The sequence below is a fragment of the Ignavibacteria bacterium genome (assembly GCA_017303675.1).
Classification (GTDB): Bacteria; Bacteroidota; Ignavibacteria; order Tepidaquicellales; family OLB5; genus OLB5.
Window position 1 is genome coordinate 233,598 of the sequence record JAFLBX010000001.1, and the last position, 21,028, is coordinate 254,625.

General features: G+C 37.5%; 21 protein-coding genes. 7 read left to right on the top strand and 14 right to left on the bottom strand.

Translation table 11 applies throughout. The annotated features are described in order from the left end of the window. Window positions 1–207: 207 nt before the first annotated feature. The 6 genes from J0M37_01070 to J0M37_01095 form a co-directional block, all read right to left on the bottom strand. Window positions 208–2,712: a HEAT repeat domain-containing protein gene (locus J0M37_01070; GenBank protein ID MBN8583656.1), complete on the bottom strand. Its 2,505-nt coding sequence runs from the start codon at window positions 2,710–2,712 to the stop codon at window positions 208–210. Window positions 2,713–2,861: 149 nt separating this feature from the next. Beyond that, complete coding sequence (gene ispG, locus J0M37_01075; GenBank protein MBN8583657.1) at window positions 2,862–4,847, bottom strand: (E)-4-hydroxy-3-methylbut-2-enyl-diphosphate synthase; 1,986 nt, start codon at window positions 4,845–4,847, stop codon at window positions 2,862–2,864. Between the two features lies 1 nt (window position 4,848). After that, window positions 4,849–5,133, bottom strand: a complete 285-nt coding sequence (locus tag J0M37_01080) for a type II toxin-antitoxin system RelE/ParE family toxin (GenBank protein MBN8583658.1) — start codon at window positions 5,131–5,133, stop codon at window positions 4,849–4,851. Next, window positions 5,118–5,375: a hypothetical protein gene (locus J0M37_01085; protein ID MBN8583659.1), complete on the bottom strand. Its 258-nt coding sequence runs from the start codon at window positions 5,373–5,375 to the stop codon at window positions 5,118–5,120. Before J0M37_01085 ends, J0M37_01080 begins: the two co-directional genes overlap by 16 nt. Before the next feature lie 15 nt (window positions 5,376–5,390). After that, window positions 5,391–6,305, bottom strand: a complete 915-nt coding sequence (locus J0M37_01090) for a rhomboid family intramembrane serine protease (GenBank protein MBN8583660.1) — start codon at window positions 6,303–6,305, stop codon at window positions 5,391–5,393. 63 nt (window positions 6,306–6,368) lie between these two features. Beyond that, window positions 6,369–7,100, bottom strand: a complete 732-nt coding sequence (locus J0M37_01095; protein MBN8583661.1) for a phosphocholine cytidylyltransferase family protein — start codon at window positions 7,098–7,100, stop codon at window positions 6,369–6,371. A 144-nt stretch (window positions 7,101–7,244) separates the two neighbouring features. On the opposite strand from J0M37_01095, the gene J0M37_01100 reads away from it, so the two are divergent. From J0M37_01100 to J0M37_01120, 5 genes are read left to right on the top strand one after another with little or no spacing between them, the layout of a single operon-like run. Beyond that, window positions 7,245–8,105 (top strand): hypothetical protein, encoded by an 861-nt coding sequence (locus J0M37_01100; GenBank protein ID MBN8583662.1) that lies wholly within the window; start codon window positions 7,245–7,247, stop codon window positions 8,103–8,105. 19 nt (window positions 8,106–8,124) lie between these two features. Beyond that, window positions 8,125–8,793 carry a hexitol phosphatase HxpB gene (gene hxpB / locus J0M37_01105; GenBank protein MBN8583663.1) on the top strand — a complete coding sequence of 223 codons (669 nt, stop codon included), beginning with the start codon at window positions 8,125–8,127 and terminating at the stop codon, window positions 8,791–8,793. Between the two features lie 44 nt (window positions 8,794–8,837). After that, entirely contained in the window at window positions 8,838–9,167 is a 330-nt protein-coding gene (locus J0M37_01110; protein MBN8583664.1) for a hypothetical protein, read from the top strand. Beyond that, window positions 9,164–9,889 (top strand): hypothetical protein, encoded by a 726-nt coding sequence (locus J0M37_01115; protein ID MBN8583665.1) that lies wholly within the window; start codon window positions 9,164–9,166, stop codon window positions 9,887–9,889. The genes J0M37_01110 and J0M37_01115 overlap by 4 nt, the downstream gene beginning before the upstream one ends. Window position 9,890: 1 nt before the next feature. Continuing rightward, on the top strand, window positions 9,891–10,448 hold the full coding sequence (locus J0M37_01120; GenBank protein ID MBN8583666.1) for a GNAT family N-acetyltransferase: 558 nt from the start codon (window positions 9,891–9,893) through the stop codon (window positions 10,446–10,448). Window positions 10,449–10,459: 11 nt separating this feature from the next. On the opposite strand, the gene J0M37_01125 is transcribed toward J0M37_01120, so the two are convergent. The 4 genes from J0M37_01125 to J0M37_01140 all read right to left on the bottom strand — a co-directional run bounded on the left by J0M37_01125 (window position 10,460) and on the right by J0M37_01140 (window position 14,596). Beyond that, window positions 10,460–11,701 (bottom strand): 4-hydroxy-3-methylbut-2-enyl diphosphate reductase, encoded by a 1,242-nt coding sequence (locus tag J0M37_01125; protein ID MBN8583667.1) that lies wholly within the window; start codon window positions 11,699–11,701, stop codon window positions 10,460–10,462. 1 nt (window position 11,702) lies between these two features. After that, on the bottom strand, window positions 11,703–13,355 hold the full coding sequence (gene hutU / locus J0M37_01130; protein ID MBN8583668.1) for a urocanate hydratase: 1,653 nt from the start codon (window positions 13,353–13,355) through the stop codon (window positions 11,703–11,705). Window positions 13,356–13,441: 86 nt separating this feature from the next. Continuing rightward, on the bottom strand, window positions 13,442–14,206 hold the full coding sequence (locus J0M37_01135; GenBank protein ID MBN8583669.1) for a 1-(5-phosphoribosyl)-5-((5-phosphoribosylamino)methylideneamino)imidazole-4-carboxamide isomerase: 765 nt from the start codon (window positions 14,204–14,206) through the stop codon (window positions 13,442–13,444). A gap of 9 nt (window positions 14,207–14,215) precedes the next feature. Next, a complete protein-coding gene (locus J0M37_01140) occupies window positions 14,216–14,596 on the bottom strand; it encodes a hypothetical protein (protein ID MBN8583670.1) in 381 nt (126 codons plus the stop codon). Window positions 14,597–14,690: 94 nt separating this feature from the next. Between J0M37_01140 and J0M37_01145 the strand changes: the two genes are divergently transcribed. Both J0M37_01145 and J0M37_01150 read left to right on the top strand, forming a co-directional pair. Continuing rightward, on the top strand, window positions 14,691–15,035 hold the full coding sequence (locus J0M37_01145; protein MBN8583671.1) for a hypothetical protein: 345 nt from the start codon (window positions 14,691–14,693) through the stop codon (window positions 15,033–15,035). Window positions 15,036–15,239: 204 nt separating this feature from the next. Further along, the gene (locus J0M37_01150) at window positions 15,240–15,380 is read left to right on the top strand and encodes a hypothetical protein (GenBank protein ID MBN8583672.1); all 141 of its coding nucleotides are present in this window, start codon (window positions 15,240–15,242) and stop codon (window positions 15,378–15,380) included. 362 nt (window positions 15,381–15,742) lie between these two features. Here the strand turns inward: J0M37_01150 and J0M37_01155 are convergent, their stop codons facing one another. The 4 genes from J0M37_01155 to J0M37_01170 all read right to left on the bottom strand — a co-directional run bounded on the left by J0M37_01155 (window position 15,743) and on the right by J0M37_01170 (window position 20,861). Next, window positions 15,743–18,046 carry a hypothetical protein gene (locus J0M37_01155; protein MBN8583673.1) on the bottom strand — a complete coding sequence of 768 codons (2,304 nt, stop codon included), beginning with the start codon at window positions 18,044–18,046 and terminating at the stop codon, window positions 15,743–15,745. A 105-nt stretch (window positions 18,047–18,151) separates the two neighbouring features. Continuing rightward, on the bottom strand, window positions 18,152–18,466 hold the full coding sequence (locus tag J0M37_01160; protein MBN8583674.1) for a tetratricopeptide repeat protein: 315 nt from the start codon (window positions 18,464–18,466) through the stop codon (window positions 18,152–18,154). Between the two features lie 81 nt (window positions 18,467–18,547). Further along, the gene (locus tag J0M37_01165) at window positions 18,548–18,832 is read right to left on the bottom strand and encodes a 4a-hydroxytetrahydrobiopterin dehydratase (protein MBN8583675.1); all 285 of its coding nucleotides are present in this window, start codon (window positions 18,830–18,832) and stop codon (window positions 18,548–18,550) included. A 55-nt stretch (window positions 18,833–18,887) separates the two neighbouring features. Continuing rightward, window positions 18,888–20,861: a T9SS type A sorting domain-containing protein gene (locus tag J0M37_01170; GenBank protein MBN8583676.1), complete on the bottom strand. Its 1,974-nt coding sequence runs from the start codon at window positions 20,859–20,861 to the stop codon at window positions 18,888–18,890. Window positions 20,862–21,028 lie beyond the last annotated feature (167 nt).

A 21,028-nucleotide genomic window follows, 5' to 3' on the forward strand; every position in this document is an offset into this window, starting at 1 on the left:
AAGCATGGCCGCTTATTGGTCTCCCTGAGTCTGCTATTTATTTAAAAACCATGGTGGATTCATACAAGGTAAGCCCTCCATTATAAAGTTAATTTTTAAAAATTATCTAAAATATGTTTTGTATTGATTAATAAGCGAAAAGTAAATTTTGACAAGGCCATATTTGTATTTTTAAGTATTAAAAACTAAACATTAAATTTTGAAAAGTCAATTCATAAATAACACTTTATAAATTCTTTCCCTAAATCTAATATCGTTGCTTTCATCATATAATTTTTGTAATATCTGCCTTGAAGATGGGTCTTTGGCCTTCTCAAGTAAGCCAAGAATAACACCTTGTGTACTTCTTGGGCTATCAAACAGATTATTATTCAAAAATTCAATTACCTTGGGGTCATTCAGAAAGCTATCCAAACCGCTTATAGCTATATTTCGAACCCTGGAAGTGCTGCCGATCTTACCGTACTTCAGGAATACATCTTTAGCACGGGGATCATTGGATTTAACAAGAGCTGTAAGCACATTACGGCGGATTATATCGACGTGTGAGTCCATTTCAATATACGGTATCACCGCATCATACATCATTTCCCTTTCCAGGATATCAGAAAGCGCGGTAACAGCGTCAGCAGCTGCGTAGTAGCTTGTTTCGCCGGCTATCAGGTTTGTAAGGAAGTATTGTAATACGGCAATGTTCTCTTTTTCTTCGGGGTGATTATCCAGTATGTTCTTAATATTAAGAAGGTAGGTTCTTCTTACTCTTGGATCACCTTCATCGATCATATACTTCATAAATATTTCAGTGACTGATCTGTTTTTAGAGCCCGCTATTACTTTTACGGCTTCATTCCTAACGCCCCAGAACTTATCATATCTCATCGTTGTTCTAAGGGCTTCAATGACTTCATCATCATTGATATAATCTTTCAAACCGTTCAGCGCAGTAAGCCTGTCAATTGCATCGGCAGAATTGTTAAGCTGATAAAGCCAGTCAGCTTTAGGCTTACTGAAATAAAGCTTACACAGGACTTTGTTCCCTTTATTAAAATTAACATTCAGGGGTTTGGAATCAAGCTTTATAACGTAAGTTTTAATTTCAGAAGTGGTTTCCATCGATAAATTCTGTTTACCTCCTTCGGTAACGATCTCAACGGGAACAGGGGTTTTAAACACTGAAGATGAATCCATTCTTTGTACCTGAACAGCAGTTAGCGTTAACTCATTGTTGTTTTCATTGAAGCTGTATTCAACTTTGAACTCAGGCTGGCCTGCTTTATATATCCATTCTTCGAAGAACCAGCTCATATTAGCCGGCATCCTGTCAAGAAGCGGGTCGTCAATTGCAGTATGCAGTGCATCTGCCAGATCTTTTGTAACTACAGGCTTGAACTGGTTTTTTGTGATATAAATATTCATGGTTTTCCTGAAATTTTCATCACCAACAAGGTACCGAAGCATATTAAGCACTACAGAACCTTTATCGTATGTATTGGTTGTTAACCCTTCACGAATATAAATAGGTTTGCGGTTTGTTGAATCAGCCTTAATTGCATCATTTCCGTTCCGGTAAATATTGTAATCAAATTCATCCTTACCCATAAGATGCTCGGTATAAAGACATTGAAAATATGTAGCAAAGCTTTCATTCAGCCATATTTCGTTCCAGTTTTTACAGGTCACAACATCACCCCACCACTGATGAGCAAGCTCATGGGCAACCAGGTTGGTTGCATTATAATCAGGTTCAGTTTTTTCATCATATACAGAACCTTCAAACAGGACAACTGCGCCGGTATTTTCCATACCTCCGTAAATAAAATCCTGCACGGCAACCTGGCGGAACTCATGCCAGGGATATCGAAAGCCGGTATACTCTGAAAAGAACTTTAAAATATCAGCTGTTTGTTCGTAAGCGTTTTCTCCCCATTGTTTTTTACCCGGCGGAACATATGAAATTATCGGGATACCGTCCCAGGAAGTGCTTATTGTATCCCAATTGCCTATCCCAAGCATCACTAAATATGATACGTGAGGTTTATCATTCACCCAGTGCCAGGTGGTATAATTAAGCTTATCGAATTTATTCTTTAATACCCCGTTTGAAATGGTCTGATACTGACTGCTTACTGTAACTATGATTTCAGTCGTAGCCATATCGTTGGGGTAGTCATAACAAGGGAACCAATACCTGTTATCTTCACCTTCGCCCTGGCTCCATACTTCATATCGTTTACCGGGGAATTCTGGAGTTGGCGAAATAAAATATAATCCTTTTTCAGGATTTGTTGTGTTGTAATTGATAATAAAATTCAGTGTATCGGATAAACTATAGCTGCTATCCAGGTAGATCTTAAGTTTGGTTTTATTGTAATCATACTTAAGGGTTTTCAGGTAATATCCTATTCTTTTTGTTTTACCAACATAGCTGATAATCATCGGTCCATTTGGGTCAAGCTCAACATTTTTTATTTTCATTCCAACAGCATCAAGCTCAAAACTTGTGAAATTTTCTTCTGCTGCTACAAGCTTTATAAAAGCCTTTCCTGTCACAAATTTTTCCTGAAGGTCAACAGCAATATCCAGCTTTATATGCTGAACGTCAAAATTACTTTTGCGTTCAGTGGGCTCCTGCCCGAACATTTGTGAATAGATATTGTAATTTAATAAGGGAAGTGTTGTAATCAGAAATACATAAATGTAAATTCTTTTCATTTCCGGGCTTTTTGATATTAATGATTATACCTGAAATTAAAACCCATGCTTAAAATAAAAAAGGGGAATTTATCCACTTAAATAGAACTTCAGTAGTCGCAGCCTTCAGGCTGCGTATTTAATCGTAAGCTAAAGCTTGCGGCTGAAAATCAATTTTCCACCCAAACACCGTCTTCCTTCATTATCCCAATCAGCTTATCCAACGCATCGGGGTAAGGAATGCCGCGCTCAATAACTTCTTTTCCGCGGTATAGAGTTATCCAGTCGGGACCTGAGCCTACGAAGCCGTAATCAGCGTCAGCCATTTCTCCGGGTCCGTTAACAATACAACCCATTATTGCGATCTTTACTCCTTTTAAATGGTCAGTGCGTTTTTTTATCATTGCAGTTGTGACCTGCAGATCAAACTGGGTGCGGCCGCAGCTTGGACAGCTTATGTATTCGGTTTTGGATATGCGTGTTCTTGTTGCCTGTAAAATTCCAAAGCTTATGCGATTGATAACATCAATGTTATTTTCAGCCTTTATCCATATTCCATCCCCCATGCCATCTATAAGTAAAGCTCCAAGATCAGTTGCGCTGCCTATGGTGAGGTCTTCATCATCTGTACCTGCAGCATAGCTGCGTGAAACTATAACAGGTGTTTCAATTCCCTGCTGCATCAGCTCAATTATTACTCTGCGCTCTTCAGCCATTCCGTGCGTATTGTTTGTATTTATTACCAGCACACAGAACTTATCATTTCTAACCGCTTCAAGCAGCTCGGAAGTAATATCATTTATAGTAACCGAAACGAAATTTATCCTGTATGACTTTCTTTCGGCTGTTAAAAATTGCTCTGGAGTGAATAATGGGAATGAATCCGATTTTTCCTCAAGTGTTTTCCAGAAGCTGTAATCAAAAATTTTCTTAAGTGTTCCGGGCAAAGCGTATGGAAGATCTTTTGTGCTAAGATATATAAAATCAGGCGCTAAGTCTCCGATATTCCATTTATCAAGCTCTTTGGAATAGATGTATGATATTTTTTCAAGTGTTGAAGGCTCTGAATAATTATTTGCATCAAGGCTTAATATTACAACAGGTACATGATGATTGCCAATTTTATCCGTCTCAGATGTTTTTCTCCGCTGATATGAAAATGGATCGTATGGGATTTCGGGTTGCGGATTTAAAATTGCAGAATTAACACGATCAGAAATCTTCAATCCTAAATCAGGAATTGGTTCGTGATGTTCACGGTTATTATATCTTGCAACTATTCTTTTACAAACGGGAATTTCAAATTCAGGGTCTTCAGTTAATGATACTCTAATGGTATCACCAAGGCCGTCTTCTAAGAGTGTTCCTATACCAACTGATGATTTTATTCTGCCGTCTTCGCCATCACCTGCTTCGGTTACACCAAGATGCAGCGGGTAATCCATGCCTTCTTCCATCATCCGGTTTACCAGAAGCCTGTATGCTTCAACCATTACCTGCGTATTAGAAGATTTCATGGAAAGTATTAATTCGTGGTAATTATGGTCACGGCAAATTCGTACAAACTCCAGGGCTGATTCAACCATTCCGATCGGCGTATCGCCGTACCGGTTCATTATCCTGTCGCTTAGCGAACCATGATTGGTACCGATCCTCATAGCGGTACCGTATTCTTTACATATTTTTACAAGGGGTGTAAATGATTCGTATATTCTTTCAAGCTCTTCGTTATAAAGCTCATCGGTAAAGCTGAATACTTTGAATTTCTTTTTATCGGCATAATTGCCGGGATTAACGCGGACTTTTTCAACTATCCTTGCAGCAATTTCGGCAGCATCGGGCTTAAAATGGATATCTGCAACCAGAGGTGTGTTATATCCGCGTGCACGCAGTTCATTTTTGATGTTCTCAAGATTTTTTGCTTCCTTCACTGCGGGAGCTGTAATTCTAACAAGCTCCGAGCCTGCTTCTATCATACGTATTGATTGTTCAACAGTACCCGTTGTATCCATAGTATCGGTTGTGGTCATTGATTGTACACGGATCGGATTATTGCCTCCAATTCCCACACTGCCAACCATTACTTTACGGGTTTTAAACCTTGAGTACTTTGTTAAAGAGTTACAGTATATTTTAGATGCTGTAAAAATTTCCATATTAATAATTTCGTTTCCTGGTATCAACAATTCTTGAAATTATTAATTTATTATTTAACACTCTATATATGATGTAATTATGCTTTGTGATTAGAAATTTTCTAAGATCTTTTCGTTTATTTGAAGTACTGCCAATATCAGGAAATTCTTTAATATTTTCAATTACAGTTTGCGTTTTTATATAAAAATCTTCTGCTGCCTGGTTTGACCAATCCAAAGACAAGTACTCCAAAATATCATTAAAATTTTTGCCCGCTTTTTTCAACCAGATTACTTCTTTAACCATTTTTTTGCTTCTTCCATAACCTGTTCATGTGGAATCAAATTACTTTCATCTTCACTTTCTTTTATTGAAAGATCAAGATCAGCTTTTTCTTCCGCTGTCAGTTCATCCCACCAGTCACCGCCGGATTTTTCGATATTCTGCTTCATAACAATAAAATACTCATAAAGCTTTGCAAGCTCTTTCTGATCTTCTATTTCATCTATCAGTTTATGAAAATTCGATTTTAACTCAAGTTGTGTCATTATAATTAACGTTCTTTAATGCATCTTTTTGCTTGCTTCAAACAAAATTCGTTTCTCTTCTTCGGTTAAGTTCTGGTAGCCGTCTTTTCCTATCTTATCCAGTATCTCATCAATTTTTTCCTGAGTAATTGTTTCACCGGTTTTATCATCCTTTGAAAAATATTCGGCATCGCTGATATCATTACCGCCGCTTACAGTATTATACTTTTCGTAATACCTGTTCCGGTAAATATTGGTAGGCCTGTTTTGAGTTACCTTGGGTTTTTTATCAAACCTGAACAGGTCATTTACATTATTACGGGTAATAAGCAGGTAAATAAAACCAACCAAACCGCCGCCAAGATGAGCAAGATGAGCAACACCTGTGTTGCTTCCAACTGAAAGCAGCTCTATAGCCATGTAAATAATTACAAAGTATTTTGCTTTTATGGGGAAAAGGAAATATAAGAAAATTTCCCTGTTCGGGAACAGCATTCCAAATGCTACAAGAATACCGTATACTGAGCCTGACGCTCCGACAGTCGGGAGGTTCAGCCCGGTGAATAAAGGAGTAAGGAGTATTGTAGCAAGTCCTGCACCAACCCCGCACATCAGGTAGTACATCAGGAATTTTTTAGAGCCCCAGATATTTTCCAGCTCCATTCCGAACATCCATAGCGCGAACATATTTAAGAAAAGATGCCAGAAGCCGCCATGCATGAATATATAAGTGAAAAGCTGCCACGGGTAAAAAGGAAATACTTCACTGCCTATAGGATTAAGTGCAAAATACTTCAGGAAAAAAACTGAAAGAGGTACACCGCCAACTTTGAACCCCGCAAAGATAAAATGCTGGAAAATAAAAATGGCAATGTTGGATATCAGCAGGTATTTAATTACCGGCGGAAAAAATGAGAATCCTCCGAACATTGAAGGTCTGTTATACCTCATATTATAATTTCCATACCTGTCTTTTTGTGAATTAATAAATCTCATTAATGCTGAAGCAAAAAATTATTGTGCTAAATATTTAATTTCTTCCTGCGCCTTTTCAAGATCCTCAGGAAAATCTATTTCCATGCATTTATATTCTGAAACATCAACAGCATACATAGCGTTCCCCTTATCATACAGCTCCTGGAAGGAAGCTTCGTAGAACTCATTTACATTATTTTCTTTAACTATTTTTCTTTCAAGCACATCGCCAAGCTTAACAAAAAAATCATATGAAAAGCGTTCTATACCAATTGATTCTCCGTAAGATGCCTTAATATCCAAATGTTTGCCAATATGCTCAATTTTGTTGGCAGTATCAATTATAACTTTAATCTCCTCTTCGCTTAAATCATGGCCTCTTTTTACTGCAAGGCAATTTGTTTGAGGAAACTCAAAAAGCTTTGATATTATGCGAAAATCGAACAAAATATCGCTATCAAGTAAAACGGAGTCGCCTTTTATGTAATTTTTAGTCATCCAAAGCGAATAGCTGTTATTGTTGTTTTCATAGTCTCTGTTGGTTAAGTATGTAATATCCAGCCCGGGAAATTTTTCGGAAATATGCTCTTTTATCATATTTTCCCTGTAACCGGTAACCATTACAAAGCTATTAACACCATTTTTCAGGATATTGTTAATAGTCATTTCAAGCAGGGTTTTACCCCCGGCTTTCAAAAGACATTTTGGTATTTCATCTGTAAGCGGGCGAAGCCGTTTTGCCATACCCGCTGCTAAAATTATTGCCTGCAATTTCGCTCCTTAATATAAACCACAAAAATACAAAAAATGCATGTTATATACAGTGGATAAATGTTCTTTATAATAGAGAAAAAGAATAGCCATTAGATAAATCAAAAACTTTCCTATATTTGAGCTCTCAATTAATAGAAAATTATGGAATTACTGAAAATAATTACGCTTATTGTTCAAATGGGAATGCCTCTGACATTTCCGCAAGGTGATGAATCACTGCAGCAGCCGCTGGCTGATAAAATTGAGGTGATCTGCAAGGATGAAAAATACCCTGAAGCATCTAAGCTGCATGATATAAAGAACATCACAAAATTCAAAAAAACAAAGCAATCAATATTTACAAAAGAAAACACAAAGAATCTTTATATATTCTTAACCCATATTGATTCAACATACCTGTATATCGAAGACTGCGATTACAGTATGCTGAAATTCCTGAGATATAAAACAAATAAACAAAACCTCCAAAACAAGGTAGTTGATTCAATGACATACTTTGTGAATGAAGAAAAGCTGAGGCTTGTAAGGTGGAATAACCCGGTAGGGTTCAAGATGTTTGAGAACAATACAGTATTTGAAACCACATTTGATACATATACGGAATACTGGGAATGCAGCAACAAGCTGGATTATTCACCCAAGTACCCGTATATATTCCCGAAGCAGACACCGCTAAGAAAGAACTATACAGATGAACAGCATGAAGACCTAGCATATATTTTAAAAAATCCCATAATGGTGTTTTCAATCCTGCCGCTGGATGAAATGACTTACGACCTGCCCTATAACCTCGAGGCATCTTCGCGCAAGGAAGAGCTTGAAACAAGCTCCGGTAAGAACATTGAAGGTAACGGAATTGACCTGGATAACGATAAGATACTTGATGCATTCTGGTACAATGAGGTTCAGGACAGCAAGATTGTTGAAGTTGCAACAAGACTTTATATAAACGTAGAAGGTAAATGGACACCGATATGGTATACATATTTCAGAGAAATGTAATTAACAGGAAGAGTATACTATGATAAAAGCAGTAATATTTGATATGGACGGCGTTATACTTGATTCAGAGCCGTTCTGGAAGGAAGCTGAAATAAGGTTATTCAATTCACTTGGTGTTCCACTCACGGAAGAAATGTGTGAAACAACTACAGGCATGCGCCTAGTTGATGTTATAAAGTTATGGCATGAAAAGTATCCGTGGGATTTAAAAGAAAATTCTTTTGAAAAAGTTGGCACTTCAATTGTAGATTCATTAATTGCACTGATAAAACAAAAAAGTGTTTTGAATCCCGGTGTAACTGAATTGCTTGAGATGTTCACAGCAAAAAATCTTCCAATGGCAATTGCCTCCTCGAGTGATAAAAGGATCATTGATTCTGTAATGAATAAGTTTAATTTAACTAAATATTTCAGGGTTATTCACTCAGCGGAATACGAAGAGTACGGCAAGCCGCACCCGGCAATTTATCTTACAACAGCAAAAATGCTGGGGGTTGAACCGCAGTATTGCCTTGCCATTGAAGATTCATTCAATGGTGTTGTATCTGCGGTATCAGCAAGGATGAAAACTGCAGCTTACCCGGAGAAAACTAACTTTTATAATCCAAAATTCGCGATTGCAGATATCAGGTTCAGGACTCTTAAGGATTTCACCGAAGAAGAATTTGAAAAATTAAATAATTTATAAATTTGCTATCACTGTTTTTGCAGAAATAGCAATATAATAGTAGTATGCTTATAGTTGTGGCGGGTCCGTACAACGCAGATACTGAAGAGAAGAGATCAACAAATCTTAAGGCAATGAATATTGCCGCTGCTGAAGTATACAGAAAGGGACACATACCGGTTATTGGCGTGAATACATCACTTAATGTTGCTGATGAACTCCCGGAACTGGACCGCAAACAGGTTATATCAGATATTTCATTTGCTGTGGTTGAGCGCTGTGATGCTATATTAATGATCGGTTCATCACCCGGAGCAGATCACGAACGTATGATAATGGAAAAAAAGGGATTGCCCGTTTATTTTTCTGCTGATGAAATTCCGGAGGCAAAATGAATCCTGACGTACCTTTTTACTCTGATATCTTACTGTTTCTTGTTATAGTAATAATTATCGCTTTTGTTTTTTATTCCCTTAAATTTGCCCTGCACTCAATGAACGCTCCTGCAGGTAAAATAAAAAAATATTATATAGTTACTGCGGTTATTATTGCAGGCTGGCTTTTCACATCTGCAATGATAGCATTCAACGGAACTCTTTCAGACTTCACCTCAACTCCTCCAAAACTAATGCTTGTAGTTCTTCCGCCGGTGCTGGCAATAAGTTATTTAAGCAGTTCAACCCGTGTTAATTCTCTTATACAGGAAATTCCTTCATCATGGCTGGTTTACATACAATCATTCAGAATACTTGTGGAATTTTTCCTGTGGATACTTTTCACACGAAACATTATTCCTGTACAAATGACATTTGAAGGTTTAAATTATGATATTTTAACAGGTTTAAGCGCTCCGCTTGTTGCATACTATGCACTTAGCCAGAATAAATGGCCCAGAATAACAGCAGTTCTATGGAATTTAGCCGGATTGCTTCTTGTTACAAACATTTTTTTAGTTGCTTTTCTTTCAACCCCGGGTCCTCTCAGGCAATTTTTTAACGAGCCGCCTAATACTTTAGTCTCTTATTTTCCTTATGTATGGCTTCCCGCTTTCATTGTTCCTTTTGCGTATTTAATGCATATACTTTCTATTAAACAAATAGTAAAATTCAACAAATAATATGGTCCTTCCTTATATAGAATCAGATAGATTGATCCTGCGAACACTTACTGTAAATGATACAGATGAACTCTTTGTTTTCAGGACGGAAAATGCGGATTTTTTTAAGCCGTGGAGCCCAGAATATCCAACTGGCTACTTCACCAGGGAATACCACCGCAAAAACCTGATACAAATAGAAGCAGATGTATTAAAAGGCACTCTTGTACAGTTTGGAGTATATCTTAAAACTGATGAAAAAAGGATGATAGGATCTGTAGTGTTCTCAAATATCATAATGGGTCCGTTTAAATCCTGTTACCTTGGTTACAGGATTGATAAAACCGAAATTAATAAAGGATATGCGACAGAAGCAATAATTGCCGGGTGTGTTTATATGTTCAAAGAAAAACAACTCCACAGGATCGAAGCAAATATTATCCCCCGAAATACCGCTTCAATAAAGGCGATTAAAAAAGCAGGTTTTACTTATGAAGGATTATCAAAGAAATATTTGAAGATTAATGGAGTTTGGGAAGACCACCTTCACTATGTGCTTCTGAATGAAGCAGTTGAGTAATATAATTTATTTTAGTTCAGGTTTTCTGTGTGAAAAGGTATCAGAGCTTTTTCTACCGGTTCAGCTTCAGGAAAAAACGATACTATCTTCTGCAGAACTTCATCAAGAATTGCATCAGGACAGGATGCACCGCTTGTAAGGATTATTTCAGTGGGTTTATCATTATTTGCTTTAAGCCAGTTCTTTGTAGTTGTTTCTTCATTTTTATGAATATTAAAATGGCTTATCACTTCATCTGAAATTATTTTTTCAGCTCCTGAAATAAAATATACGGGCAGCCTGGTTTCACACAGTTCCACTATATGAGAAGTATTAGAGCTGTTATATCCTCCCACAACAATAGCAAAATCTGCATTACCGTTTAGCAAGCCTAAAGTTGCCTGCTGGTTATCATAAGTAGCATAACAAAGTGTATCACTTGTATCAGCATAATGATCTTTGATCTTGCCTTCCCCGTATTTTTCTGACATCGCAGACTTGATCATATCAGCGATTGCCTGTGTTTCTGTAGCAAGCATTGTAGTTTGATTTACAACACCAACATGATCTAGGTCACGGTTAACATCAAACCCGTCAGAATACTTCCCTTCAAACAAAGTATAAAATTCCTTTGCAGGAATTTTTCCGAGGATAATATCACACAATAATTTCGTCTCTTCGATATTCCTTACAATAAGTGTCGGTGAGTTCTGTTTTGAATGTGAAAATGTCGCTATAGTTTCTTCGTGGTTATATTTACCGTGAACAATTATTGTATAGCTCTTTTTTCCAAGTGCTTCGGCACGGTTCCAGACTTTTTCCACAAATGGGCAGGTTGTATCATACTTGTAAGGATCAATTCCCCTGTTTGCCAGCAATTGCTGAATTTCAATCGTAGTACCAAATGCCGGCACTATTACAATATCCTCTGAATTCAGCTCATCCCAGGGAATAATCTGCCGGCCGTTATGTTCACGGATAAATTCAACGCCTCTTGATTTAAGATCTTCATTAACATTCGGGTTATGTATCATTTCGCTCAGCAAAAAAACCCGTTTACCCGGGTTTTGCTCGAGTGATTTGTATGCTATTTCAATAGCGTTTTCTACACCATAGCAAAACCCGAAATGACGCGCAATAAGAAATTTAACGGGACCGAAATCAAGAACTGAGGGAGTATAATCCTTTTTCCTGGGATCAGTTATTTTCCGCGCATTTTTTACAACAGATATCACAGGACTGCGGTAATATATTGGGATATCGAATTTTTTCACACTATTTAATCATAGGCATTTTAATGCCGAATTTCTTTTCGTTTTCGATTGCCTGTTCGTAACCGGCATCCGCGTGGCGTACAATTCCCATTCCGGGGTCGTATGTTAACACTCTTTCCAATCGTTCTTCAGCTTCTTTGGTTCCATCTGCCACTACAACCATTCCGCTGTGGATTGATAAACCAATACCCACACCGCCGCCATGATGAAGTGAAACCCAGCTGGCACCGCCGACCGCATTTAATGCAAAGTTAAGTATTGGCCAGTCTGCAATTGCATCGCTTCCGTCCTTCATTTTTTCGGTTTCGCGGTTTGGTGATGCGACACTTCCACAGTCAAGATGGTCACGTCCTATAACAATGGGGGCTTTTACTTTCCCATCACGCACCAGCTCGTTGAATATTTTTCCCATCTTTGCGCGCTCACCATATCCAAGCCAGCAAATTCTTGCAGGCAAACCCTGGAAGTGAACTTTTTCCTGCGCTTTTTTTATCCATCTTGCCAGAGCTTTATTTTCAGGAAATGCTTTTAACACATACTCATCAGTAACAAAAATATCGTTGGGGTCACCGCTAAGCGCTGCCCAGCGGAAAGGGCCTTTGCCGTCGCAGAAAAGCGGCCTGATGTATTCCGGTACAAATCCCGGGATATCGAAAGCTTCTTTGAAGCCGTGATTCAAAGCTTCGCCGCGAATGTTATTGCCGTAATCAAACACAATTGAGCCGCGTTTCAGGAAATCATGCATTGCCCTGCAATGCACAACAACTGTATCCCTTGAAAGTTTTATATACTTTTCCTGGTCATTTTTTCTCAGTTCCAAAGCCTGCTCTAAAGTCATTCCCATTGGTACATAACCATTCAGCATATCGTGGGCTGAAGTCTGGTCAGTAACAATATCAGGTATAATATTCCGTTTCAGAAGCTCAGGCAATACTTCTCCAGCATTGCCAACAAGCCCGATAGATTTTGCTTCCTTGTTCTTTTTCGCTTCTAAAACCCGTTTTATGGCTTCATCAATATCATCTGTAATTACATCGCAGTATCCGGTATCGATTCGTTTTTGAATTCTGGATCTGTCAACATCAATTCCAAGAATCACGGCACCGTTCATAGTAGCAGCAAGCGGCTGAGCGCCGCCCATTCCTCCTAAACCAGCTGTAAGGATAAATTTTCCTGAAAGATCACTGTTGAAATGTTTATCAGCGCAAGCAGCAAAAGTTTCGTACGTGCCCTGCAGGATTCCCTGGGAGCCGATATAAATCCATGAGCCTGCAGTCATCTGTCCGTACATTGTGAGTCCAAGTGCATCCAGCCTGCGGAACTCATCCCAGTTAGCCCAGGCGGGTACTAGTTGAGCATTTGAGATTATTACTTTGGGAGCATTTTTATGTGTTTTAAAAACTGCCACAGGTTTTCCCGATTGAACGAGCAGTGTTTCATCTTCATTAAGTTTTTTCAGCGAGTCAATTATCGCATTATAACATTCCCAATTTCTCGCGGCTTTGCCGCCGCCGCCGTATACTATAAGATCATCGGGCCTTTCGGCAACATCAGGATCTAAGTTATTCATTAACATACGCATAGCGGCTTCTGATATCCAGTTTTTACAGGATATTTCAGAGCCGGTTGGAGCTTTTATTGATCTTTTTGACATAATATTAAATAGGATTAAGATACAAAGATAAGGGTTTTAGAGAATGTTTAACAGGTGTAAAGAGAGCACCTTTTGAACTAAGAGAATTATTTTACTTTCGGCAAATCGAGTGAAGTATCAATCTTTTCCTGTTCACGCCAGATAGCCTGGCATGGAAATTTATTTTCATACAGCGCACGGCTCATCATAACAGAATCAACACCGAATTTTTCGAGATCCTGAATACTCCTAAGGTCAGCATAGCTGGAGATCCCGCCCGCTGCAGTTACTTTCAGGCCTGTTTCTTCTGCAATTTGTTTTAACCCTTCAATATCAGGTCCTGTTAATGTTCCGACTCTTGCTACATCCTGGTAAATTATCCGTTCAACGCCAAGTTTTTTCATTCCTAAGGCAAATTCCAGGGCATGTATATTTGTAACATTACCCCAGCCATCTTTAACTAAAAAGCCGTTTCTTACATCAACACTTATTGCAACCTTGCTTTTTCCGAATTCATCGAGAAGTTTTTTAATAAGATCAATATTATCAATAGCCGAAGTTCCGATTACAATTCTGTATACACCAAGCTCGCGGATCAATTGGTTTGCGATCTCGAAGGTTCTGATACCGCCGCCAAGCTGAATAGGTACACCAACGTTTTCTGTTATCTCTTTTATCAGCTCATAATTTTTACGTTTACCCGAAACCGCGCCGTCAAGATCGGATATATGAATAACCTTCGCATTTTCCTTGCGGAAAAGGCGTGCCATATTCAAAGGGCTTTCGGAATAATATACAGTTTTATCCTCAAGCCCTTCGACCATTCTTACTGACCTTCCGTTTTGTATATCTATTACGGGAATTACGAGCATATTAATTACTTACTTTGGATTCACTTTATATATTTTAAAATATCGCGGTGAAGTATCTGAAATGCCAAGACTCGGAAATTTTTTCATAAATTCAGGCTGTAAACTATATTTATCAAATTCCAGTGGAATAAAAATATCATTGGAATCTCTATCAATAACATAATCAGCCTGAATAAAGTTTAGCAGCCTGTGTGTAACCAGCCTGTCTTCAAGCGGAGTTGACATGATCTTATTATTTAATTCAAGATCACGATTGATCAGAGCAGCAGCATCAATAATATATCTTTCAGAATAGTAGCCGATTGCCCCAACATCGTTTACAAGTATTCTGGAGCCTGCCGGAGTGTTCTCTTTAAGCCATTTCCCTTCCGGTATTAGACATTCATTCATACCATAGGTAAAATCGTCTGTACTTGGCTTTACAAATTTATAAAATATAAACTGCGAATAAAATACACAAATAACAAGAACTGTAACTATAACAATGTTTTTCCTGTATTTTAACAAAGAAACTGACGTTAAGCCGATTAAAATCAAAAATGGTGAAATTATCAGTAAATATCTGGAAATTATATCCGCGTCTGTAATGATATATAAAAAAACCAGCGAAAACATCCAAATTATAAATGGAGCTAAATTTAATAATTTCTTTTTAGCAAATACTACAAAAATTGTTACTGTTGCCAAAAGCATTTCAATCATTGAAGCCCCGGCGAGAGTTTTTGAAATTTCAATTATCTGTGTTAAGAAAATAGCCGGGCTTAGAGTTAATGTTGATTTTCCCAGGGCAGTATTTGGCGTAAAGGTATCAAAACTAATTTGTGCATAAACAAGAAACGAAACAACAGGAATTGCAGTTAATAGAATATATTTGCCTAATTCTAATAAATTCAGTTCATTTTGTTTTAGTTTATTAATAACAATAATGGTGAATAATACCAAGACAAGTACAAAACCTTCAGGTCGTGTCAAATAAAATAGTCCTAATATAAAAAACATTAAAGAAAAATTTCCGCGGTAATACAAATAGAAAATGAGTACTACTATCAATACAGCAAAACTTGTTTCCATCCCTGTAAAAGACCATCTTATGAACCAGGCATTAAGGGTAAAAATTGTCATAGCTGCAACAGGCAATATTTCATCTTTGAAGATCAAAGAAGCAAGCCTGTAAAAAATAAAAATCGCGCAAAGAGCACAGAACAAATCAGCGAATTTAGAAAACCAAAAGGCATTTATCCCAATCATTGTTGGCAAGCTTAATAACAAAACCCATAAAGGACTGGTTACACCATAACTCTCTTCTCCGGGATTAAAGGAAAACCCGTTTCCAGCAGCAATATTTTTCGCGTATTGGAGATAGATATATGTATCATCCGGGACATAATACACCTTTAAAAAATTACTGTAAATAAAAATCAGAAGAATTGATGTAAATATGTAGAAATTTAATTTTTTCAAAGTAATGTTAATAAGAAAAAGAAATAGGGTAACCTGTTTGATTACCCTATTTAAAAAATTTCACTCAGATAATTTTTACTTTCTCACAACCGCAACTTTACCGGTGCATACCTGGCTTGCATCTTTATTATAACCCGCAATCAGGTATATACCGCTGGAAACAAAATTTCCGTTCAAGTCTCTTCCATCCCATTCAGCAATTCTGCCGCCCGGAGTTTCAAACTCTGCAACAAGAGTACCGCTGATTGTCATTATCTTGACGGTAGATTCAGAAACAAGCCCATCTATTTTTAACTTGGTATCGGATGGAACTAAAAACGGATTCGGTCCGCACTTTATTTTATCACAGGTTTCAAGCGGCTTAACCGCAATAGTATTTAGTGCTACCAATCCTTTTTCCGTTCCGAAATAGGCAACACCGGTTACCGGCGATACAGCAATACTTAATATCCTGTTAACGGGTAATGGTGAATTGGCTGTATTATACCTTGCCAGTAATGTTGAGCCATCCGGCGAAACATAAAGCAGACCGTTAGATAATGTACCTATCCACTTATTATTAAGTTCATCAACTGCAATAAACTGAACATTCTCTGTAAGAGGTGTGCTTATACCGTTTTCAATTAATCTCATTTTTTCCATTGATGGAATTGAACCGGGATTATTTATTACCTGTGAAGGCTCTCTTACAATTACTATCCCGTTATCTGTTCCAATCCACACTTCACCGTTCTTTTCAGATACTACATGATTCACGGAGCTGACATCTGACCCCATTAAAGAAGCATTTATCAGGGTACCATTAGGTGTTGTGCCTTCATTGAAATAAACTATACCTCTTGGCTGGTTTGGAAGATCATTGGGTAATGTCATCCATTTGGTGTTAAAATTATCAATAGCCATGTTGATTAGTGTTGTAACCGAAGCATTGGAAGGAGTTGGATATGAGAGACATTGATTATTCTCATTAAATTTTACAATTGGCAATGAATTGCTTGGGGCTCTGTTTATTAACCAGGTATTCCCTCCATTATCTTCCCATATTCCTTCAACAAGTGTAAAATTACCTTCAAGTGATACAAGACACGAATTTTGATTATTATAAAGGTATACACTATCTCCGCTGATTTTCAATAAACCTGAACCATAACCTCCTGCCCATACTGTATTGCCAAACTTAGAAGCATAAACATGCCTGAAATCGTTTGCCTGCATCCAGGGATAATCATCGGTTGTAAAATTTTTCCAGCTGTTAAAATTATACCGGTAAACACCTGCGTTCAATCCTCCGGAAACTCCGTATATATTACCGTTTATATCTATAGAAACATCCTGAAACACATTTGAAGCAGGTCCATTAGGAAATATATCAGTATAAACACCATTTCTTAATATTCGTACACCCTGTTTAACAGTACCAATTAATAAATCTCCTGCGGAATTTACCTTTAATGAATTTACTTCCGTACCGCTTTCAACAAGCTCTAAATTATTAAGGTTACCTGAACTTACTTTAAATATTCTGAAGTTACCTTTAAATCCTTCATAATTTGTGTAAGCAGAAAAATATAAAGATGAGCCCGATACTGCCATTTTACCTACCGGATCATTAAATGGCACTCCATTATACAAAGGATTGTAAGAATTTAATGTGCCATTTTGAAAATACACCATACCGCTATCAGTACCAATGAAAACTTTAGAGTCAAAATAAGCAAGACAGTTTGACTGGTTATCAAGAAGTACTGAGTTCCCGGTTGTAAATGAATTCCAGTTTGATGCGATAGGAAGGTTATTATTAATATTTGCATTAGCTATTCCGTTTTTAGTTGCTGCCCATAGAGTATCATTCACAACCATTATATCATAAACGGGTGTAGGGGCTGCCAGAGTGCCGAAGCGCGTATAAGGCTGATCAACAAACTGGAACTGGGGAATATTGAATTTTACAATACAGAACTCTGTTGCAAAGAACATAAGATTATTATATTCATAAAATGCATTTATTCTTTTTGAAGGTTCAGTGGAATTCAAAATATCCGTTATTTGCCTCCATGACTGGTCAGAAGTATTCAGCACACTTATCGCGCCGTTAAAAGCTCCTGCCCAAACGGTTCCGTTGCTTCCAGTAGAAACAGCGGTTAGTTCATTCGACCCTAAACCATCCAGTGAAGTATATTTTTTAACATCAGATGGCAGTGATGCATCAAAGCTGAATAAACCGCCTGAAGAAGCTGCCCAAACAGAATTACCTGATAATGAAATACCCTTAACTTCCCTGAGTGAAGTGTATATGTTCCACCCGCTTCCGGAATTTTGCGGAAAAATATTACCACATACTATAATAAACGCAGTTAGAAATACAAGTTTTTTCAGCATCTTTTTAAAATTAAGTTAGAGAATGTGTAGAGGTATTTATCTATAGTCAGAAGAAAAGTTTTTGGATATGTTTTTCACTTATATATATGATGTGTTTAGAGATATTTACATTAAATCATTCAGCGCCTGTTCAAGCTCACTTTTTGTATGATCATCATTTTGAGACCTGGCAACGAATATTCCTTTTTCGTAGATCTTCCTGGCGGCGGATTCATCGCCAAGCTGTTCATATGTTTTTCCAAGCTGGTAATATGTAGCTACATAAGCCGGGTCGAGAGCATATATCTCTTCAAAAATATTTTTAGCCTGCTCAAGATCATTTAATGAAATATACTCGAGACCTAAGGCGTATCGTGCAAATGTATCCTGCGGGTCTGAGGCAAGAATTGCCTTCAGGTTTTCAATTCTTGAATTATCCATTTCAGCTAATTTAAGCAACTTATATTAAAAATAAAAATAATAAAAGTGGAAAAATTTTCAACATTTTGTTAATTATTGCGTTTATAAAGGTATTTTTTCGAGATCATTTGCAATTTCTATATCTTTTATGGTTATTCCTCCGGCGGAATGAGTAGAAAATGAAACCTCAATTTCAGTGAATTTCATTAAAATATAATCAGGATGATGATTTCGTTTCTGGCAAAACCCGCCAACTGATGTTACAAATCCCATACTGGCAGGATAGCTTGAAGTTTTAAATACTTTTTTAATTGAACCATTTTCATATTTCCATCCGGGAAGTGCGCTTAATGCATCCAATATCTGTTCCTGTGTTAATTTTTCCATTTTAAATCAAGAGCGGGTTTAAAACCCGCTCTATATTAATTATTTATAATTTTGATTATTTGATAAGTATCATTTTCTTTGTATCAGTGTAACTGCCTGATTCCAGCTTATAGAAATAAACTCCGCTTGAAAATGCTGATGCATCAAAGGTAATTGAATTTGTGCCGGCATTTTTAAATTCATTTAAAAGAGTTTTTATTTCTTTGCCTGTAACATCAAATATCTTGAGAGAAACCATCCCGCTGAGCGGTAAGCTGAAGCTTATAGTTGTCACCGGATTAAACGGATTTGGATAATTTTGGCTGAGTGAAAATTCAAACGGTGATCCATTACCTCTATCATTTACTGAAAGCTCATCTGAAGCATTTACCAGAGGAAGATCGATATATGATTTGTTATTCAGATATACATAATTATAACCATTGTTGAGCACAGGCAGCACAAAAGGATTAGTTCCTAAAAACCACTGATCATCTGCATGTGTATCCAGATTTGTGATAATTATTTTTATACGGTTGCCTGTTTTAAAAATATGTGAGTGAGCCTGGCCCTCAAAGTTTGCGGTTCTGCGTGAATTGGCAGTATAATTTCTGTCAGTATAGTTTATCCTGTTGATCAGCTTTTCCTTGCCGTTAGGCAGAACTTCCAGCACCTGGAAATTATACTGCGTAAACGTTGAAGCTGATGAAATATAATCCAGGTTCACTTTTGGTATGCCAAGCCATTTTTTATCGGAAGTTAATGCTGTGCTTGTAAAAGCTACGGAGTTCTTTTTGAACTTTGATGTGAATGTTGTTCCGGTGAATTCTTCGTTTACAGCTTCTTCCATTGTTAAACCGCCTGTAACCTGGTTACGGATCGAAACGCGGGTATTATTATTAGTACCGGCAGAAGTTGTTAATCTTCCGTTAGTATTGAAATAAAGGCGGTACGGCGCTGTTATGTTCTGCAGAGCTGTTTTTGAGCTGTCATGTTTAAATGTCCAGTACAAGCCGTTTGCGGGGTACATGGTTGAAGCATAATCATAGTTTGCAACAGGCATTTTTGAGCCGTTAACATTAAACAGCCAATAGAAGAACCAATCATTGAAAAACTGCATATGCCAAGTATCTTCTGTTGGTGAGTTATCGCCTCCATGCCCCTGCACAGCTCCAAGGTAAAGCCTGAATGTTGAATTGGTATTAAGAACAGATGCCTTCATTATGCCCGAAGCATTGAAAAATTTATCCTGCCATGATCCTTCCATTATTAAAGGAACGCGGTTGTTTGAGATTGTTGTCATAAAGTCCCGGTTCTGCGGAAGATAAAACGCCAGGCTATCCCAATACTGTTTCTGCGATGAATAGATCCAGTCGCTCATTCTTTCAACCTGGGGAGTGTATCTTGCAGTATCAGGAGTATATTCCACTGTCCATAACAAAGTCATTTTGATACAGCCGTTTTCGATCCAGCTTGTAGCAAAATTCGGCGGAGCCAATGCAGAAATTATAGTTTTAACATTCATGCCCATAGTGCAGGCCATATAAGGAACAAGCCCTCCCTGGGAACCGCCCATAACAAGAATATTATCAGGATTAATACCGTTTGGAGTATCCTGTTTAATAAAATTAATGAACTGTATCATATCCTGCGCTTCTGTTCTTGAAATGAGATTAGAAAGACCGGTGGAATTACCCTGACCCCTCATGCTGAAAGTAGTAGTATAATACCCGTATTCAGCCTGCGCTTTTGCAAACCCTGCAAGGGTTTCTTTGTTATCTCCGTAACCGTGCACAAAAACTACTGTTGGCCAGCCGCCTGCCGGTGGAGTTCCCTGCGGTATGAATTTCAAAGCATCAAGTATAGTACCATCACTTAAAGTAACTGTAAAATCTACCCTTGTTACCGGAACAGCATCTGTATTTGAATATTTCGGTAAGAGCTTTAAATAGTCGTAATTATCTCTTGCCCGCTTTTGCTGAGAAAGTAAACTTCCCTGAATCAGGAAAACAGCAAGTAAAGCCAAAATTGTAAATTTAGCTGATCTCATTTTATTCCCTACTTTATATAATATTATCATAATTTAATAATAAAGGTATTTTGTTCCAAGACCACGGGATTTATACAATTTAAACCCCGTGTAAACACGGGGTTAAATTGGGATATGCAGTAGTTTGTTACTGCATACCAGGGTAAAGCAAAAATTTACGCTTTTTT

Bases quoted from the DNA above. Each gene is read 5' to 3' on its own strand.
- J0M37_01070 (MBN8583656.1), bottom strand. From the start codon at position 2,712: ATGAAAAGAATTTACATTTATGTATTTCTGATTACAACACTTCCCTTA.
- ispG (MBN8583657.1), bottom strand. From the start codon at position 4,847: ATGGAAATTTTTACAGCATCTAAAATATACTGTAACTCTTTAACAAAG.
- J0M37_01080 (MBN8583658.1), bottom strand. From the start codon at position 5,133: ATGGTTAAAGAAGTAATCTGGTTGAAAAAAGCGGGCAAAAATTTTAAT.
- J0M37_01085 (MBN8583659.1), bottom strand. From the start codon at position 5,375: ATGACACAACTTGAGTTAAAATCGAATTTTCATAAACTGATAGATGAA.
- J0M37_01090 (MBN8583660.1), bottom strand. From the start codon at position 6,305: ATGAGGTATAACAGACCTTCAATGTTCGGAGGATTCTCATTTTTTCCG.
- J0M37_01100 (MBN8583662.1), top strand. From the start codon at position 7,245: ATGGAATTACTGAAAATAATTACGCTTATTGTTCAAATGGGAATGCCT.
- hxpB (MBN8583663.1), top strand. From the start codon at position 8,125: ATGATAAAAGCAGTAATATTTGATATGGACGGCGTTATACTTGATTCA.
- J0M37_01110 (MBN8583664.1), top strand. From the start codon at position 8,838: ATGCTTATAGTTGTGGCGGGTCCGTACAACGCAGATACTGAAGAGAAG.
- J0M37_01115 (MBN8583665.1), top strand. From the start codon at position 9,164: ATGAATCCTGACGTACCTTTTTACTCTGATATCTTACTGTTTCTTGTT.
- J0M37_01120 (MBN8583666.1), top strand. From the start codon at position 9,891: ATGGTCCTTCCTTATATAGAATCAGATAGATTGATCCTGCGAACACTT.
- hutU (MBN8583668.1), bottom strand. From the start codon at position 13,355: ATGTCAAAAAGATCAATAAAAGCTCCAACCGGCTCTGAAATATCCTGT.
- J0M37_01135 (MBN8583669.1), bottom strand. From the start codon at position 14,206: ATGCTCGTAATTCCCGTAATAGATATACAAAACGGAAGGTCAGTAAGA.
- J0M37_01140 (MBN8583670.1), bottom strand. From the start codon at position 14,596: ATGAATGAATGTCTAATACCGGAAGGGAAATGGCTTAAAGAGAACACT.
- J0M37_01145 (MBN8583671.1), top strand. From the start codon at position 14,691: ATGTTTTTCCTGTATTTTAACAAAGAAACTGACGTTAAGCCGATTAAA.
- J0M37_01150 (MBN8583672.1), top strand. From the start codon at position 15,240: ATGAGTACTACTATCAATACAGCAAAACTTGTTTCCATCCCTGTAAAA.
- J0M37_01155 (MBN8583673.1), bottom strand. From the start codon at position 18,046: ATGCTGAAAAAACTTGTATTTCTAACTGCGTTTATTATAGTATGTGGT.
- J0M37_01160 (MBN8583674.1), bottom strand. From the start codon at position 18,466: ATGGATAATTCAAGAATTGAAAACCTGAAGGCAATTCTTGCCTCAGAC.
- J0M37_01165 (MBN8583675.1), bottom strand. From the start codon at position 18,832: ATGGAAAAATTAACACAGGAACAGATATTGGATGCATTAAGCGCACTT.
- J0M37_01170 (MBN8583676.1), bottom strand. From the start codon at position 20,861: ATGAGATCAGCTAAATTTACAATTTTGGCTTTACTTGCTGTTTTCCTG.